Origin of the sequence: Tardiphaga sp. 37S4, from assembly GCF_021044645.1 — a bacterium.
Taxonomy (GTDB): Bacteria; Pseudomonadota; Alphaproteobacteria; order Rhizobiales; family Xanthobacteraceae; genus Tardiphaga; species Tardiphaga robiniae.
In genome coordinates this window covers 4,325,921-4,341,684 of the sequence record NZ_CP088008.1, presented here as the reverse complement: position 1 = coordinate 4,341,684, position 15,764 = coordinate 4,325,921, and the positions used below count along the sequence as shown (strand labels likewise).

Genomic DNA, 15,764 nt, shown 5'->3' with positions numbered 1-15,764 from the left:
TATAGCGGTCACCGGGGAATTCCGGCTATCCTCCCGAAAATGAGAGGGATGGAAAAAGATGCCGCTGTCTTCGGGCGACCGCCACGGGATCGACGACCTCAGCGGCAAAGCGAGTGCTGCGCGTTTTGCGGAAACAGTTCGGCCGCGGCTGTCAGTGCCGTTGGTCGCGGCGCCGATGTTTCGCGTGTCAGGCCCGGAACTCGTCATTGCCGCGTGTAAGGCTGGCGTGATCGGTTCGTTTCCAACGGCCAATTGCCGAACCGACGAAGAGCTCGATCACTGGATAGCGCGTATTCTCGGCGCGCTCGGGCCGGACGACGCGCCGTTCTGTCCGAATCTCATCATCCGCCGCGAGAGCTTGCAGGATGATCTTGCCACGGTGATCCGGCATGGCTGCGAGATGGTGATCACCAGCGTCGGACCGCCGGACGCCGTCGTCGCACCGCTGCATGAGGCAGGCTGTATGGTGTTTGCCGATGTCGCTTCGATCCGTCATGCGAAGAAGGCCATTGCGGCCGGTGTCGATGGTCTCGTCTTGCTGACGGCGGGTGCTGGCGGGCAGACGGGCTGGGTCAACGGCTTTTCCTTCGTGCGGGCGGTTCGCTCCTTCTATGAAGGGCCGATCGTGCTGGCCGGCGGCGTGTCGGACGGGCAGGCGGTGTTTGCCGCCGAGGTGCTCGGCTGCGATCTCAGCTATATGGGTACCAAGTTCATTGCCACCGAGGAGAGCATGGCGGTGGACGAGTACAAGCGGATGCTCGTCACGTCCGAACTCGACGATGTCCTGCTGTCACGGGCCTTCACAGGCCTGGAAACCAATACGCTGGTTCCCTCGATTGTCGCCGCGGGCCTTGATCCGAAAGATCTGCCGACGGACATGACCAAAGAACGCGCCGATGCGCTCTATGGCCGGCAAGCGACGTCCGGGGTCAAGCGATGGCGCGACGTTTGGAGCGCAGGCCACTCTGTCTCAGGTATTGCTGCAATCGAGCCCGTAGCGACGCTGGTCGCCCGCACGCGCGATGAATATGAGACCGCGCGTTCGACGCCGCGCCGTTCACTCGGGAGCTAGCTCGTCATATGCACGGCTGGGTTGCGGCGCGATATCGTATTCGCGGTAGCGGCTGCCAGTCTCATTGTTGTCATAACGGCTACCACGCTGCCGATTCACGCGCTAAACCACACGCCATCCCCGCGCGCCTGGGGGCCGATCTGCTCGGCGCTCGACCGCATCTCTCCCGCCTCATCGCGCGATCTGCGCCAGGCGGCTTCGTACCGATAGAGGACTCTCATGCGTGATTTCATGGCCGTTGCCCGTTCCGTCGCCGTTGCCGAGCACGGGATGGCCGCAACCTCGCATCCGCTGGCGACGCTGGCTGCAGTGGAGATGCTGAAATCAGGCGGCAATGCCATCGATGCGGCGCTGGCGGCGGTCGCCGTGCAATGCGTGGCCGATCCGGCGATGACCGGTATTGGCGGCGACTGTTTTGCCCTCTATTCGCGGAAGGGCGGCGCGCCGATCGCGCTGAACGGCTCCGGCCGTACCCCGGCCAAGATCGATTCCGAGAAATATGCGGCGTCCGGCGTCCGCGACATTCCCGAGACCTGCGTTGAGACCGTCACCGTGCCCGGCGCCATCGATGCCTGGTGCACGCTCAGCAAGGATCATGGCTCGAAGCCGCTGGCCGACGTGTTTGCCGCAGCCATCGATGCCGCCGAGAACGGCTTCCTCATCACCCCGCGCGTGTCCGCCGACTGGGCCAAATGGCGCCGCAAGCTGGAACTGCATCCCGACGCGACCGCGCAGTACCTGCCGGGCGGCCATGCCCCCGCGGTCGGCGACAAGCGCGTCCAGCCGGCGCTCGCTGCCACGCTGCGCCGGGTCGCGCGCGAGGGCCGCAACGGCTTCTATCAGGGTCAGGTGGCCGACGACATCATCACCACGCTGCGTGCCGTCGGCGGCGTGCACGAGGCCGATGATTTCAATGAGCAGCGCTCCGACTATGTGACACCGATCTCGGCCAATCATCACGGCTATGATGTCGCCGAATGCCCGCCAAACGGCCAGGGACTCGCCGCACTGATGATTCTGCGCGTGCTGGCCGGCTACGACATGGCCAATCTGAGTGAGGCCGACCGCATCCATGTGCTTGCCGAGGCGACCAAGGCGGCCTATCGCACGCGCGATGCCTATTTCTGCGATCCGGCCTATGGCCAGGTCGATGTTGAGCGCTTCCTGTCGGACAAGTTCATCGGCGACCTTCGCGCCAAGATCGACATGAAGCACGCTTCGCCGGAAGAGCATTGGGACTCGGTCATCCACAAGGACACGGTCTATCTGACCGTGGTCGACCGCGATCTCAACGCCGTGTCGCTGATCAATTCGCTGTTCGGTCCGTTCGGCAGCGGCATCTATGCGAAGAAGTCCGGCGTCCTGCTGCATCACCGCGGCTGGAGTTTCCGCGCCAAGCCCGGCCATGTGAATTCGCTTGGCCCGCGCAAGCGTCCGATGCACACGATCATCCCGGGCATGCTGATGAAAGACGGTCGCGCGGTCATGCCATTCGGCGTGATGGGTGGCCATTATCAGGCCACCGGCCATGCCCAGTTCATATCCGATGTGATCGACCGCAAGATGGACATCCAGGCCGCTGCCGAGGCGCCGCGCTCGTTCGCGACCAACAATCTGCTGCAGCTTGAAAAGACCATCCCGGAAGCGGTGCGCAAGGATCTGGCCGGCCGCGGCCATACGCTGCAGATGATGGATACCGGCATCGGTGGCTGCCAGGCCATCCAGATCGATTACGAGCGTGGCGTGCTGCTCGGCGCCTCGGACCACCGCAAGGACGGCCTCGCACTCGGCTTCTGATCGATCAGGACAAGGCGCGATGGCGAGCTTCAGGTCCCATCGCGCCGTGACTGGTCCGGAGTTCGCCAGTCTTCTACCGATAAGCTCGAATTCTCTGCATCCAGCGGAAGAGGCTCTGCGCCTGGCGGACAAGCGTGCGATTGGTAACTGCCAGTTAACTCAGTTAGATTTTGACCGAGTTCGCCGATGAAAATTTCAGACTTTGGCGGTATCGGGTGCTTCGGGGAGAAGCGACGTGGTCAAATTCTGGAGATCAATTTTCGTAGGCGTTCCGGACCATGTCCGGATCGAACTCATCGACATGCTCTTCCAGACGCGTGTGCCGCTCTCGATCGCCGGCTTCACACTGGCCATCGTCTCGTGTCACGTCGCTATTAGTTCTGCAAATCCATGGTTCTACGGGTTGAGCGCAGCCGGAGTGATCGTCACGATCTTCCGCGTGGCCACCGAAGGCGTCTATCATCGCAGTAAGGGTCAACGCAGCTTCACAATCGCCGCGGCCGAGCGATGGGAGCGGCTTTACGCGTGGAGCAGCTACGTCTTCGCAGGGCTGATCGGAATACTCGGCGCAGCAACCTTCTGGGCGAAGAATCCGGCTCATCAACTCCTGGCGACCGCGTTGGTGTTCGGCTATGCGGCCGGCATCGTCTGTCGGATTTCCGTCCGGCCGGGGATCGCATTGCCTGCCTTGATGCTGGTCGCCTTGCCGACGGCGTTCGCGGCGCTCGCCCGCGTCGATAGCAATCTGGCTTTCTATGCGGTGATCCTGATCGCGTTCCTGCTCGGCAGCTTCGAGACCGTGCGTTTCATCTATCGGCAGAATATCGAGCAGATCTCGCTCAAGCACGAATTCTCGACCCTCGCGCGGCACGATGCGCTGACGGGCCTGGCCAATCGGCTTGGCTTTCAGGAGCGCCTCGCGATCATCGCCGCGCGCGCCAGGGCGGTGGGCTGTCTCATTGCCGTTCACAGCGTCGACCTCGATCGGTTCAAGGAGGTCAACGACGTGCATGGCCATCCCGTGGGCGACGCGCTGCTGCAGGCAGTCGCGAGCCGGCTCAGCGGAATTTTGCGCGACGGCGACTTCGCGGTGCGCATGGGCGGTGACGAATTCGTCGTGGTGCAATCCGTCGTCGGCAATCGCGAGGAGGCCATGTTGCTGGGCCGCCGCATCATTCGGACGCTCTCGGAGCCGTTCGTCATCGATGACCTGGAACTGACCGTTGGCGCCAGCGTCGGCATTGCTATTGGCCGCGAGGGCGACGACCCCTGCGATCTCACGCCTGCCGCGGACCGGGCGCTTTACGCCTCGAAAGCCAGCGGTCGAAACCGTGTGACCTTTGCCAAGCCGGTGGATGCCGAGACAATCGCGCGGGCAGGCTAGCGTCCACGCAATGAGCGTGGGCTGAGCCGCGCCAGATAAGATTTTCTGCAGATCGGAAAAGCCGACAACGCATCGACGGGATCCGCGCTAGCGGGTTGACATGCGCTAGATATGTAATGTTATAACGTTACATACGAGAAGAGTCCAATGTCCCGCACCCTCAAAAGACTGTTCGATCTCGATGCAAAAACTCCCCGTCACAGTCTTGTCCGGCTTCCTCGGGGCTGGAAAGACAACTTTGCTAAACCATGTGCTGAACAACCGTCACGGCCTGAAAGTGGCGGTGATTGTGAACGACATGAGCGAGGTGAACATCGATGCGGCCCTGGTTCGCGATGGCGGTGCCAACCTGTCGCGGACGGATGAGAAGCTGGTCGAGATGACCAATGGCTGCATCTGCTGCACGCTCCGCGACGATCTGCTGAAGGAGGTGCGTGCGCTCGCCGAGAGCCGGCGGTTCGATTACCTGCTGATCGAATCCACCGGAATTGCAGAGCCGCTGCCGGTGGCCGCGACTTTCGATTTCCGTGACGAGAACGGCGACAGCCTGTCGGACGTGGCGCAGCTCGACACCATGGTGACGGTGGTCGATGCGGTGAACCTGTTGAAAGACTATTCCTCGACCGACTTTCTGCAGGACCGCGGCGAGGCCCTCGACGGCGACAAACGCACGCTGGTGGATCTGCTGGTGGAGCAGATCGAATTCGCGGACGTCGTGGTGCTGAACAAGGTCAATGACGCGACGCCCGAGCAATGCAACAGCGCGCGCAAGATCATCTGCGCACTCAATCCCGACGCCGATATCATCGAGACGAATTTTGCCAATGTGCCGTTCGATCGCGTGCTCGATACCGGCCGTTTTGATTTTGAAAAGGCGCAGCAGCATCCGCTCTGGCACAAGGAGCTCTATGGTTTTGCCGACCACGTGCCCGAGACCGAAGAATATGGCGTGACGAACTTCGTCTATCGCGCGCGACGGCCGTTCGATCCCATGAAGTTTCAGGCCTTCCTGCGCGAGAGCTGGGCCGGCGTGATCCGCAGCAAGGGGCATTTCTGGCTGGCGACGCGGCCGCAATGGGTCGGGGAGCTCAGCCAGGCCGGTGCCATCGTGCGCACCGAGGGCATGGGATTCTGGTGGGCCAATGTCCCCGTCGATCGCTGGCCGGACGATCCGTATTGGCGGCAGTCCCTGAAGAAGAACTGGAACGAGATCTATGGCGACCGGCGTCAGGAGATCGTCTTCATCGGTTCCGACATGGATGAAAGCGATATCCGTCGTCGGCTCGATGCCTGTCTCGTGCCTGGCAAGCCCGGCATGGATATCGCCGGTTGGGCCAAGCTCGCCGATCCGTTTCCGGCCTGGAAACGGGCCGACGAGATGGCATCCTCGTGACGCGTCAAGTCGCCGTCAGCGGCGCGTGACGCAGCACCTGGAAGCGCGACGTCGCAGATGTCTGGTGGAACAGGCCGATGCGGTCGATCCGCAGTGAGGTGAGATCAAGTGTCGCGAACCGCTGCTGCAGCATCGCCAGTACCGCGGCGCTGCGCTCGGGTGCAAGCCGTCCGGTCAGCGTCATGTGAAAGCGGAAGTCGTCGCGCACATAGGGATAGCCGAAACGATCCAGCTGCTCGACCTGCCGCGGCGTCAGGTTCTCCGGTTTGCGGCGCGCGCGATCGCTGGGCGTCATCGGTGCGCGGAACACCTCGAATCCCTCAACGCAGGCCTGAGCCAGTGTGGAAAGTTCAGCAGAGGGGGCATCCGGCACCACAGCCGTGAAGCCGCTGATGATACGAACCACAGGCGAGATTTCCGGGATGGCGCGGGGCATTCGCGCGAAGTCATCGAAGGCTGCGATCAGGTCGGCTTCGGTGGCTTCCGCCGCCAGCGAAAATGGTGCCTTCAGCGTGGCGTGAAAGCCGTATTTGCGCGGGTCCTTGATGACAGCCGGCCAGTCCGGCGCCTGCATGATGAGATCGCCGGGCACCAGCACGTCATTGCCGGTGAAAGGATCGTAACCGAGGGTCTCGGCGCCGAAGCGGGCGAGGGCACTGTCGGCGTCGGGGGCGTAATAGAGCGCGTAGCGCGGGAATTCACTCATGGCCGCACCATAAAGCCGCGTTACGCCGCGGCAATGGCTTTGCGTTGCATGGCACGCGCCGGCTGCAGGCGCGTGGCATCGGTGAGATGCACGAGCTTGCCCTGTGCGATCACGGCGACGATGCGGGGACGCATTGCGGTGCTGTCATCGACGAGCAGGAGATCGGCGCGGCGCCCGCCCGCGATCTCGCCGCGGTCGGTGAGCCCGGCAGCCCTAGCTGGTGCGGACGAGATCAGCGCCCAGGCCTGCGGCAGTGACAGGATACGATCCTCGACCAGCCGGAATGCGGCCAGCAATTGCGCGGGATAATAATAGTCCGATGCGAGGATCGAGCAGAGGCCCTTGGCGATCATGTCCGACGCCTTGGTCCAGCCCGTGTGGCTGCCGCCGCGCACCACATTGGGCGCGCCGAACACGATGAAGTCATCGGCCGCGGCTGCGGCCTTGGCGGTCTCTTCATTGATCGGGAATTCGGCGATGTTGACGCCGAGCTTGCGGAAGTCATCGCGCATCGCAGGCGTCGCGTCGTCGTGCGAGAGCGTCGGCACGCCGGCAGCGCTCGCCGCTTTGGCGAGGCGGGCAATCGAGGCAGGCACCTCATCGGCGCGCGACAGCACGCGATCGACCAACTGGTCGAAGGCATCGCTGCTGAGCCCGGTACGTTCGACCATCCGCGCGCGCTTTGCCGGCTTTGAGATGCCGGCGATGTCCATATGATCGTTGAAGGCGAGCAGATCGATGCGGCCGGCCTGCAGCCAGCCGACGATCTCATCTTCGGCGTCGAGATTGAACGTTTCCTGCCGCAGATGGAAGCGCGTGTCGGAGGCGAGCTTCGGCCGCAGCGTCTCGATGGCATCCAGCAGCTTGCGGGCGTTCTCCGCGCCGCGCAGGCCCGGCTCCCAGGACCACGTGGTGCCGTGAAACACTGTGGTGATGCCATTGGCGATGGCCTGCCGGTCGCTGTCGATCAGCGCGATATCGACCGGGAAGTCGACGCCGGGGCGCGGCATCAACTGCCGCTCGAAGGCGTCGCCATGCAGATCGACGATTCCCGGCAGCACCAGCAGATCGGAGGCATCGAGGCCGAGCGCGCCATGGGGCGCATCCGATCCGATGTCCGCAATCACGCCATCCCCAATCTGCAGCGAAGTCTCGGCGATGTCCTGGCCGAGCAAAGTGCGTCCGCCGTCGATGAAAAGTCCAGTCATGTCACTGCCATCTGCCTGGGCGCCTTGACGCCTTTATACTTGCTCAGGAAATCCTCGACCGGGAGCTTGCGGAAATCCGGTAGCGCCTGTCGTAGCATCTCGTGGTCCCAGTTCCACCAGGCGAGGTCCATCAGCCCGTCTTCCACGGCTTCCGAAAATCGTCGCCGCACCGGCCGCGCCGGATTGCCGGCGACGATCGTATAGGGGGCGACGTCCTTGGTCACGATGGCCCCGGCGGCGATCACCGCGCCGGTGCCGATATTGCGGCCGGGCAGCACGATGGCGCCATGGCCGAGCCACACATCGTGGCCGATAGTGCAATGATGTTCGCTTCGCCAGGCAAAGAAGTCGGCGTCGTCGCTTTCGCCGGGGAAGTAGGCACTGGCGCGATAGGTGAAGTGCGCCTGTGTCGCCCGGTGCATCGGGTGATTGCCGGGATTGATCCGGATCATCGCCGCGATCGAGCAGAACTTGCCGATCGTCGTGTAGGTGATCTGGCCGTCATTCACGACATATGAATAGTCGCCCATCGTCACTTCATTGAGGATCGTGCGCGCGCCGACTTCGGTATAGGCGCCGAGCTCGGTATCGACGAGTTTCGCGGTGGGATCGACCGCTGGCGTGAGCGAGAGTTGTTTTCCGGCCATGTGACGCTCGTGCGACGGAAGAGGAATCGGTGGGTGATATATCAGAGTGTGCGCTGGCGCGCGGGCACCTCTTCGGTCGGTTTCGTGACGGTGTCGTGACATCAGCATGAATTCGGGCGTCCTTTTCCCGCAACGACGATAACCCGTATGCGCAGGGCACATGTCACATCATTGTTAAACGCGGGCGTTACCGGTGGCGATGTTTATTGTCATTGGAGTGCCTCATGCTGGTGGTGGATAAGCTGACGTGCCGTTTCGGCGCCAAGGCTGCCGTCGATAACGCGTCGTTCGAGATCAAGCCGGGCGCATTCGTCGGCGTGATCGGCCGTTCCGGTGCCGGCAAGTCGACCATGCTGCGCATGATCAATCGCCTGTGCGAGCCGACCGAAGGCCGTATCGTATTTGATGGCACCGATGTTACCGCACTCAAGGGCCGCGATCTGCGCAAGTGGCGCGCGCGCTCGGCGATGATCTTCCAGCAGTTCAATCTCGTCGGCCGTCTCGACGTGCTGACCAATGTGCTGATGGGCCGTCTGGCCGAGATGCCGCAGTGGCGCTCGCTGACCCAGATGTGGCCCGAGGACGACCGTGCGCTGGCGATGTCGGCGCTGGAGCAGTTCGACATGGCGCAATACGCCTCGCAACGCGCGGATCAGCTCTCCGGCGGTCAGCAGCAGCGCGTCGCCATCGCCCGTGCACTGGTGCAGCAGCCCGACATTATTCTCGCGGATGAGCCGATCGCCTCGCTCGATCCGCGCAACACCCGCATCGTCATGGATGCGCTGCTGCGGATCAACAAGCACTTCGGCATCACCGTGATGTGCAACCTGCATTCGCTCGATCTGGCGCGCACCTATTGCGATCGCCTGATCGGCATGTCCGCCGGCCGCGTCGTGTTCGATGGCGCGCCGTCCGCGCTCACCGAGCATATCGCCCGTGAACTCTACGATCTCGAAGCCGATGAGGTGATGGGATCGGCGCATATGCCGACGCCTGTCCGCGTTCCCGAATACGGTGTTGCTGCCGTCGCGTGATTGCAGTGCGTTGAAATTATCGCGGTGACGTCATCGTAACGATGGCATGGCCGCGATAGACGCGCCTTCTACCAAGAAAAACGTTTCACCTCAGATCAAAACAGGGACTGTCATGATCAACCGTCGCTCCATTCTGCTCAGCGCTGCGGCGCTGGCTTTCGCCGCCACCTCGGCCTCGGGCCAGGATTACAAGGCCAAGTATCCGGAACTGACCTTCGCCATCATCCCGGCGGAAAACGCCTCGGGTGTCACCGAGCGCTGGGCGCCCTTTGTCGCCTATCTGTCGAAAGAACTCGGCGTGAAGGTCAATTTGCGCATCGCCAATGACTACGCAGCCGTCATCGAAGGCCAGCGCTCCGGCAACATCCACATCGCCAGCTATGGTTCGGCCTCGTTCGCGCGCGCCCGCCTCACCGGCGTGAAGACCGATGCCTTTGCCAACGACATCAACATCGATGGCTCGACGGGCTATTACTCGGTGTTCTTCGTCAAGGCGAACAGCGCTTACAAGACCATCGATAATCTGAAGGGCAAGAACCTCGGTCTGGTCGATCCGAATTCAACCTCCGGCAACAACGTGCCGCGCTTCGAGCTGGACAAGATGGGCATCTCGGATGCCGACACCTATTTCAGCAAGGTCGTATTCACCGGCAGCCACGAAAATGCGCTGCTGGCGCTGTCGCAGGGCACGGTAGATGTCGCCGCCAACCAGTGGACCAACGACAACGACTCGACGTTGCAGCAGATGCTGACCAAGGGCATGCTGAAGAATGCCGACGGCACGCCGATGAAGAAGGAAGATTTCCGCATCATCCACAAGTCGGCCCCGATCATCAACGGCCCCTATGCCTATAGCTCCGACCTGCCGGAAGAGCTGAAGGTCGCCATCGCCAAGGCCTTCGTCGATGCACCGACCAAGGACAAGGCGGCTTTTGATCGCCTGTCGGACGGCCAGAAGAAGGGCTTCCACGCCGCGACCACCAAGGATTGGGACGCGACCATCGACCTGATCAAGTTCGTGGACGCGCTTCGCAAGAAGAAGGCGTCCTGATCGCCAGACGATTGAAGGGAGCCGGATCAGAAATGGTCCGGCTCCTTTTCTGTGTTTGATCCCAGATAGGCCCGCACATCATGTCCGCCGCCGTTTCCATCCTTCCGGCTCCGCAGCTCGCTGCGCTGAACGACGCCTATCGCAAGGCGGTGGCACGCCGGCGGTTGCGCACGCTGTTCGTTGTGGTGGCTTGCTTTGCAGCGCTGTTCGTCGCGGCGCTGGGCGCCGAGGTTAATCTCAGGACCTTCATCGAGAAGATCGGCAACTTCGGCAGCTATTTCGATCGCATCTTCACGCTTGAGGCCGGCACTCGCGTCTGGACCGACGTCAATGAATGGTTCTGGGGTTGGAAGAAGTGGCTGTCGCTGCTCGGCGAGACCGTGCTGATCAGCTATGTCGGTACGCTGATCGGTGCCGTGCTGGCCTTCGGGCTCAATTTTCTCGCGGCCGAGAACACTGCGCCCTCAGTGCCGCTGCGCTTTGCCGTGCGCCGCTTCATGGAATTCTGCCGGACTGTGCCGGATATCGTGTTCGCGCTGATCTTCGTCATCGCCTTTGGCCTCGGCCCGATGGCCGGCGTGTTGGCCATTGCGATCCACTGCGTTGGGGCGCTCGGCAAGCTCTATGGCGAGATCGTCGAGAATATCGACATGAAGCCGGTGGAAGGCATTCGCTCGACCGGAGCGGGCTGGATCGACTGCATGCGCTTTGCGGTGCTGCCGCAGGTCGCGGCCGGATTTGCGAGCTACACGCTGCTGCGCTTCGAGATCAATGTGCGTGGTGCCTCCGTGATGGGCTTCGTCGGCGCCGGCGGCATCGGCCAGGAACTCGTCGTTGCTGTCAGAAAGTTCTATTATTCCGACGTCAGTGCGATCCTGCTGATGATCATCGTCACGGTCTTCATCATCGACATCGGCACGGGCTGGCTGCGCGGCCGTCTGTTCGGCAAGGAAGCCAGATCATGAACAGGCAGCCTGACATCAATACCCCCGCATTGCGCGGGCGCTATCCCGATGTCTTCAACCGCCCGATGGCCTCGCGCGCTGGCGTGCCCGCCATCCTGGTCGCGGCGCTGGCGCTTTTCATCTTCGGGCTCAATGAACTCGATTTCTCGCCGGCGCGGATGTGGACCGGCCTGCGCGAACTCGGCTGGATCACCATGATGATGATCCCGCCGGATCCCGGCTCGTCGCTGCCTGCCTATCTGCAGGCGATGGGCGAGACGCTGTCGATCGCCTTGCTAGGCACGACTTTGGCCGCGGTGTTCGCGCTGCCGGTCAGCCTGCTCGCGGCACGCAATGTCATTCCGTCGGCCTGGCTACGCTTTCCGGTCAGGCGGTTTCTGGATTCGATCCGCGGCGTCGATACGCTGATCTGGGCGCTGGTCTGGATCAATGTCGTCGGTCTCGGCCCGTTTGCCGGCGTGCTGGCGATCGCGATTTCGGATTTCGGCGCGTTCGGAAAATTGTTCTCGGAAGCTATCGAAGCCGCCGACAAGAAGCAGGTCGAGGGCATCCGCGCTTCCGGTGGCAGCGCGCTGCACGAGATTCGTTTCGGCCTGATGCCGCAGGTGCTGCCGGTGATTGCCGGTCAGGTGCTGTATTTCATCGAGTCCAACACCCGCTCCGCCACCATCATCGGCATCGTTGGCGCTGGCGGCATCGGTCTTCAGCTCGCCGAGCAGATCCGCGTGCTGGAATGGCAGAAGGTCTCGTTTCTGATCCTGATGATCCTGGTCGCGGTGGCGGCAATCGACTGGATTTCCAGCCGACTGCGCTTTGCCATCATCGGCCGCCGCGCGGTGGCGTGATCACGCCGCCGCCTTGTGCCGTTCCTGTTCGGCCTTGAACAGTTCGAACTCTTCAGTGACCGCGCGGACAATGCTCGGGCGTTCGCGCAGGCGCTTGTGATAGGCCTTGATCGCCGGCCAATTGTTCAGATCGATCTCCGGCAACACCATCGTCCAGTTCAGCACCGTGACAAGATAGGCGTCGGCGACGCTGAACCTGTCGAGCAGGAAGTCGCGTCCGGTGAGATGGTTTTCGAGATAGGTCAGCCGCGACAACCCGCTTTGTAGTGCATAGGCCTTCATCTCCGGGGGGGCCTTCTTGGCCAGCAGCGGGACGAACAGCCCCTTGTGCAATTCCGTGCCGATGAAGCAGAGCCACTGCTGCAGCCGGCTGCGGTCGATGCCCGAACCCGCGGCGATGGGGGAGTGTGGAAACCAGTCGGCGACATGCTGCAGGATCGCAGCATTCTCGGTGAGGATGACGCCATCGTCGGTGCGCAGCGTCGGCACCAGACCGAGCGGATTCACGTCGCGGAAATCCGAACCGTCGTTGCGCACCTCCTTGTTCAGTGGATCGACCTCGAAGAACCGGGCATCGGCGCCGGCTTCGGCCTCATACAGCGCGATGCGAGTGGCCATCGAACAGGCCATCGGGGAGAAATACAGATCCATGGAAGCCTCCTTGAGATGGCGGACTGTTACGACCTGTCCGCCGGTTGATTTTCGTACCGTCTCGCATAATATAAATCTGGTCAAGGAATTTAATGCGAAATGGTACAAAAAAAGAAAAAGCCCGTCGTCGCGGCGAAGCCGGAGGTGGCCACCGAGCCGAAGCGCCGCGGCCGGCCACGCGCCTATGAGCCCGATGTGGCGATCGGGCAGGCGCTGGCGCTGTTTCGCAAAGGCGGTTATGCGGCGACGTCGCTCGACGATCTCAGCGAAGTGACCGGCATGAACCGGCCGTCGCTCTACGGCGCCTTCGGCGACAAGCGCGCGCTCTATATCAAGAGCTACCAGCGCTATCGCGACGACTACACCGTCCGGGTCATCGAGATATTCAAGGCCGATATCGACATCCGGGAGCGGCTGCGCCGGTTCTTCGATGCGGCACTCGACATCTACACCACAGGCGATACCGCGCCGCGCGGCTGTTTTGCTGTCATGACGGTGGCGTCCGACGCTATCGCCGATCAGGAAATCGGCGCGATGATGCGCGAAAATTTTGTCGAGCTCGATGACGCCTTTGGCTGGTGTTTCAAGACCGCCGTCGCGCGCGGCGAATTGCCGGAGACGATCGATGTTCCCACGCTGTCGCAGATGGCGTCTGCGATACTGAATATGCTCTCGATCCGGTCCCGTGCCGGTGTTCCGCGCGCAGAGCTGGAGGCGTTCCTGCAGAAGGCGGTCGGCCTGTTATGCCGGTCCTCCGCGTGACGTGTTCCACGTCGTCGCGCTCCCAACAATAATTTCCGCTAACCTGTCGGGATCGCACGATGCCGACCGTCTTTCATCCAAGGAGACCCCATGCTTTACGCCATCCTCTGCTACCATGATGAAGCCGTTGTCGGCGGCTGGTCGAAGGACGAAGACGACGCCGTGATGGCGAAGCTTGCCGTTGTGCACGGCAAGCTCGCGCAGCAGGGCCGGCTCGGTCCCGTTGCGCGACTGCTGCCGACCACCGCGGCGACAACGCTGCGCAAGGACGAGCCGCCGGTGGTGCTGGACGGCCCCTTCGCCGAAACCAAGGAACAGTTGCTCGGCTTCTATGTGGTCGAGGCAGAAAATCTCGACGGCGCGCTGGAGATTGCGCAGGACCTCGGCCGCGCCAATCCCGGCGGCGCCTATGAAATTCGCCCGATCGGCGTCTTCCACGGAGCGTTCCAGCCATGACCGATGTCGCCTGGATCGATGCGGCGCTGACCTCGGCGCGTCCCCAGGCGCTCGGTGCGTTGCTGCGCTATTTCCGTAACCTCGACACCGCGGAGGAGGCGTTCCAGAACGCCTGCCTGCGCGCGCTGAAGACCTGGCCGCAAAATGGCCCGCCGCGCGATGCCGCCGCCTGGCTGATCATGGTCGGTCGCAATGTGGCTATCGACGATATCCGCCGCGGCGCGAAGCAGCAGCCGCTGCCGGAGGACGACCACGCGATATCCGATCTGGACGATGCCGAGAGCGAGCTCGCCGAGCGTCTCGATGGATCGCATTATCGCGACGATATCCTGCGGCTGTTGTTCATCTGCTGCCATCCGCAGCTCCCGGCGACGCAGCAGATCGCGCTCGCACTACGCATCGTCTCGGGCCTGACAGTGAAGCAGATCGCCCGCGCGTTCCTCGTCTCGGATGCCGCGATGGAACAGCGCATCACGCGCGCCAAGGCGGCAGTGGCCAAGGCCAATGTGCCGTTCGAGACGCCCGGCGCGCCGGAACGCAGCGAGCGTCTCGCTGCCGTGGCCGCCATGCTCTATCTGATCTTCAACGAGGGTTATTCGGCGTCAGGCGAGAGCATCGATCTGCGCGCGCCATTATGCGAGGAGGCGATCCGCCTGGGACGGCTGCTGCTCAAGCTGTTTCCGGCCGAACCGGAGATCATGGGCCTCGCAGCGCTCATGCTGCTGCAATATGCCCGTTCGGCGGCGCGCTTCGATGCCAATGGCGCGCTCGTGTTGCTCGACGATCAGGACCGTACGCTGTGGAACGGCAAGATGATCGCCGAAGGCCTGGCGTTGATCGACAAGGCGATGCGGCATCGCCGCACCGGCGCCTATCAGATCCAGGCTGCCATTGCCGCGTTGCATGCCCGCGCGGCCAAGCCGGAAGACACCGACTGGGCGCAGATCGAGTTGCTTTATGGCTCGCTGGAAATCCTGCAGCCGTCGCCGGTGATCACGCTCAACCGCTCGGTGGCGGTCTCGAAAGTGCGCGGTCCCGAAGCGGCGTTGGAGATGATCGCGCCGCTGGCCGCGAAACTTTCAAATTACTTCCACTTTTTCGGCGTGCAAGGCGCATATCTGATGCAACTCGGCCGCAACGATGAAGCGCGAGAGAGCTTCAACCGCGCCATCGCTTTGGCTAATACCTCGACGGAGGCGGATCACATCCGGATGCATCTCGACCGGCTGATGCTGGAGAGCAAGCCGCGACCGAAGGTCACGAACAAGGCCAAGAATCAGGCGAAGAACAAGGCGGCTGCTCCAAAATAGTTTTTATGGCGCTGTCGGATGACGCCGATGCCGTTCGTCTTGGAGACAGCGCTCTCTATTCGAACCACAGGACCCATTTCATGCCCGTTTCCCGTACCGCGCTGTGGATCGGCCGCATTCTCAGCGGCCTCGTCATTCTCTTTCTTGTGATGGATGGCGGGATCAAGCTGGTGCCGATCAAGGAGGTTACCGAGACCATGCAGCAGCTCGGCTATAGCGGCAGTATGGCGCAGGCGCGCGGCCTTGGCGTTCTCACGCTGCTCTGCGCATTGTTTTACGCGACCCCGCGCACGTCCGTTTTCGGCGCCATTCTGCTCACCGGGCTGCTCGGTGGCGCGATGGCGACGCATCTGCGCGTCGACAGCCCGCTGTTCACGCATCTGTTGTTTGGCTTTTACATCGGCGTGATGGCATGGGGTGGGCTGTACCTGCGCGATCCCGCCATGCGCGCGATGATCCCGATCCGAAACCAGAGTCTTTAAC

Annotated in this window: 16 protein-coding genes; 12 read left to right on the top strand and 4 right to left on the bottom strand. The window is 62.6% G+C overall.

Annotation, left to right across the window (positions count from 1 at the left end):
* The first annotated feature begins 58 nt into the window (after positions 1-58).
* From LPB73_RS20625 to zigA, 4 genes are all read left to right on the top strand, one after another.
* Complete coding sequence (locus LPB73_RS20625) at positions 59-1,072, top strand: NAD(P)H-dependent flavin oxidoreductase (protein WP_231078005.1); 1,014 nt, start codon at positions 59-61, stop codon at positions 1,070-1,072.
* A 219-nt stretch (positions 1,073-1,291) separates the two neighbouring features.
* Complete coding sequence (gene ggt / locus LPB73_RS20620) at positions 1,292-2,869, top strand: gamma-glutamyltransferase (protein ID WP_231078004.1); 1,578 nt, start codon at positions 1,292-1,294, stop codon at positions 2,867-2,869.
* 235 nt (positions 2,870-3,104) lie between these two features.
* Positions 3,105-4,253 carry a GGDEF domain-containing protein gene (locus tag LPB73_RS20615; RefSeq protein WP_231078003.1) on the top strand — a complete coding sequence of 383 codons (1,149 nt, stop codon included), beginning with the start codon at positions 3,105-3,107 and terminating at the stop codon, positions 4,251-4,253.
* A gap of 181 nt (positions 4,254-4,434) precedes the next feature.
* Positions 4,435-5,646, top strand: coding sequence for a zinc metallochaperone GTPase ZigA (gene zigA, locus LPB73_RS20610; protein ID WP_231078002.1), 1,212 nt, complete (start codon positions 4,435-4,437; stop codon positions 5,644-5,646).
* A gap of 4 nt (positions 5,647-5,650) precedes the next feature.
* On the opposite strand, the gene LPB73_RS20605 is transcribed toward zigA, so the two are convergent.
* From LPB73_RS20605 to LPB73_RS20595, 3 genes are read right to left on the bottom strand one after another with little or no spacing between them, the layout of a single operon-like run.
* Positions 5,651-6,352: a DUF1045 domain-containing protein gene (locus tag LPB73_RS20605; protein ID WP_231078001.1), complete on the bottom strand. Its 702-nt coding sequence runs from the start codon at positions 6,350-6,352 to the stop codon at positions 5,651-5,653.
* 20 nt (positions 6,353-6,372) lie between these two features.
* Positions 6,373-7,560 (bottom strand): alpha-D-ribose 1-methylphosphonate 5-triphosphate diphosphatase, encoded by a 1,188-nt coding sequence (locus LPB73_RS20600; protein ID WP_231078000.1) that lies wholly within the window; start codon positions 7,558-7,560, stop codon positions 6,373-6,375.
* Entirely contained in the window at positions 7,557-8,207 is a 651-nt protein-coding gene (locus LPB73_RS20595) for a chloramphenicol acetyltransferase (RefSeq protein WP_231077999.1), read from the bottom strand. Before LPB73_RS20595 ends, LPB73_RS20600 begins: the two co-directional genes overlap by 4 nt.
* A gap of 224 nt (positions 8,208-8,431) precedes the next feature.
* Between LPB73_RS20595 and phnC the strand changes: the two genes are divergently transcribed.
* From phnC to phnE (LPB73_RS20575), 4 genes are all read left to right on the top strand, one after another.
* Complete coding sequence (gene phnC, locus LPB73_RS20590) at positions 8,432-9,241, top strand: phosphonate ABC transporter ATP-binding protein (RefSeq protein WP_231077998.1); 810 nt, start codon at positions 8,432-8,434, stop codon at positions 9,239-9,241.
* A 112-nt stretch (positions 9,242-9,353) separates the two neighbouring features.
* Positions 9,354-10,292: a phosphonate ABC transporter substrate-binding protein gene (gene phnD / locus LPB73_RS20585; protein ID WP_231077997.1), complete on the top strand. Its 939-nt coding sequence runs from the start codon at positions 9,354-9,356 to the stop codon at positions 10,290-10,292.
* A gap of 80 nt (positions 10,293-10,372) precedes the next feature.
* A complete protein-coding gene (gene phnE / locus LPB73_RS20580) occupies positions 10,373-11,257 on the top strand; it encodes a phosphonate ABC transporter, permease protein PhnE (protein WP_093759421.1) in 885 nt (294 codons plus the stop codon).
* Positions 11,254-12,102, top strand: coding sequence for a phosphonate ABC transporter, permease protein PhnE (phnE, locus tag LPB73_RS20575; RefSeq protein WP_231077996.1), 849 nt, complete (start codon positions 11,254-11,256; stop codon positions 12,100-12,102). The genes phnE (LPB73_RS20580) and phnE (LPB73_RS20575) overlap by 4 nt, the downstream gene beginning before the upstream one ends.
* On the opposite strand, the gene LPB73_RS20570 is transcribed toward phnE (LPB73_RS20575), so the two are convergent.
* Positions 12,103-12,753 (bottom strand): glutathione binding-like protein, encoded by a 651-nt coding sequence (locus LPB73_RS20570; RefSeq protein WP_231077995.1) that lies wholly within the window; start codon positions 12,751-12,753, stop codon positions 12,103-12,105.
* Positions 12,754-12,852: 99 nt separating this feature from the next.
* On the opposite strand from LPB73_RS20570, the gene LPB73_RS20565 reads away from it, so the two are divergent.
* The 4 genes from LPB73_RS20565 (at position 12,853) to LPB73_RS20550 (ending at position 15,763) form a co-directional block, all read left to right on the top strand.
* Positions 12,853-13,515 carry a TetR/AcrR family transcriptional regulator gene (locus LPB73_RS20565; protein WP_231077994.1) on the top strand — a complete coding sequence of 221 codons (663 nt, stop codon included), beginning with the start codon at positions 12,853-12,855 and terminating at the stop codon, positions 13,513-13,515.
* Between the two features lie 90 nt (positions 13,516-13,605).
* The gene (locus LPB73_RS20560) at positions 13,606-13,971 is read left to right on the top strand and encodes a YciI family protein (protein WP_092139199.1); all 366 of its coding nucleotides are present in this window, start codon (positions 13,606-13,608) and stop codon (positions 13,969-13,971) included.
* On the top strand, positions 13,968-15,281 hold the full coding sequence (locus tag LPB73_RS20555; RefSeq protein WP_231077993.1) for an RNA polymerase sigma factor: 1,314 nt from the start codon (positions 13,968-13,970) through the stop codon (positions 15,279-15,281). The genes LPB73_RS20560 and LPB73_RS20555 overlap by 4 nt, the downstream gene beginning before the upstream one ends.
* 80 nt (positions 15,282-15,361) lie before the next feature.
* Positions 15,362-15,763, top strand: coding sequence for a DoxX family protein (locus LPB73_RS20550; RefSeq protein WP_231077992.1), 402 nt, complete (start codon positions 15,362-15,364; stop codon positions 15,761-15,763).
* Position 15,764 lies beyond the last annotated feature (1 nt).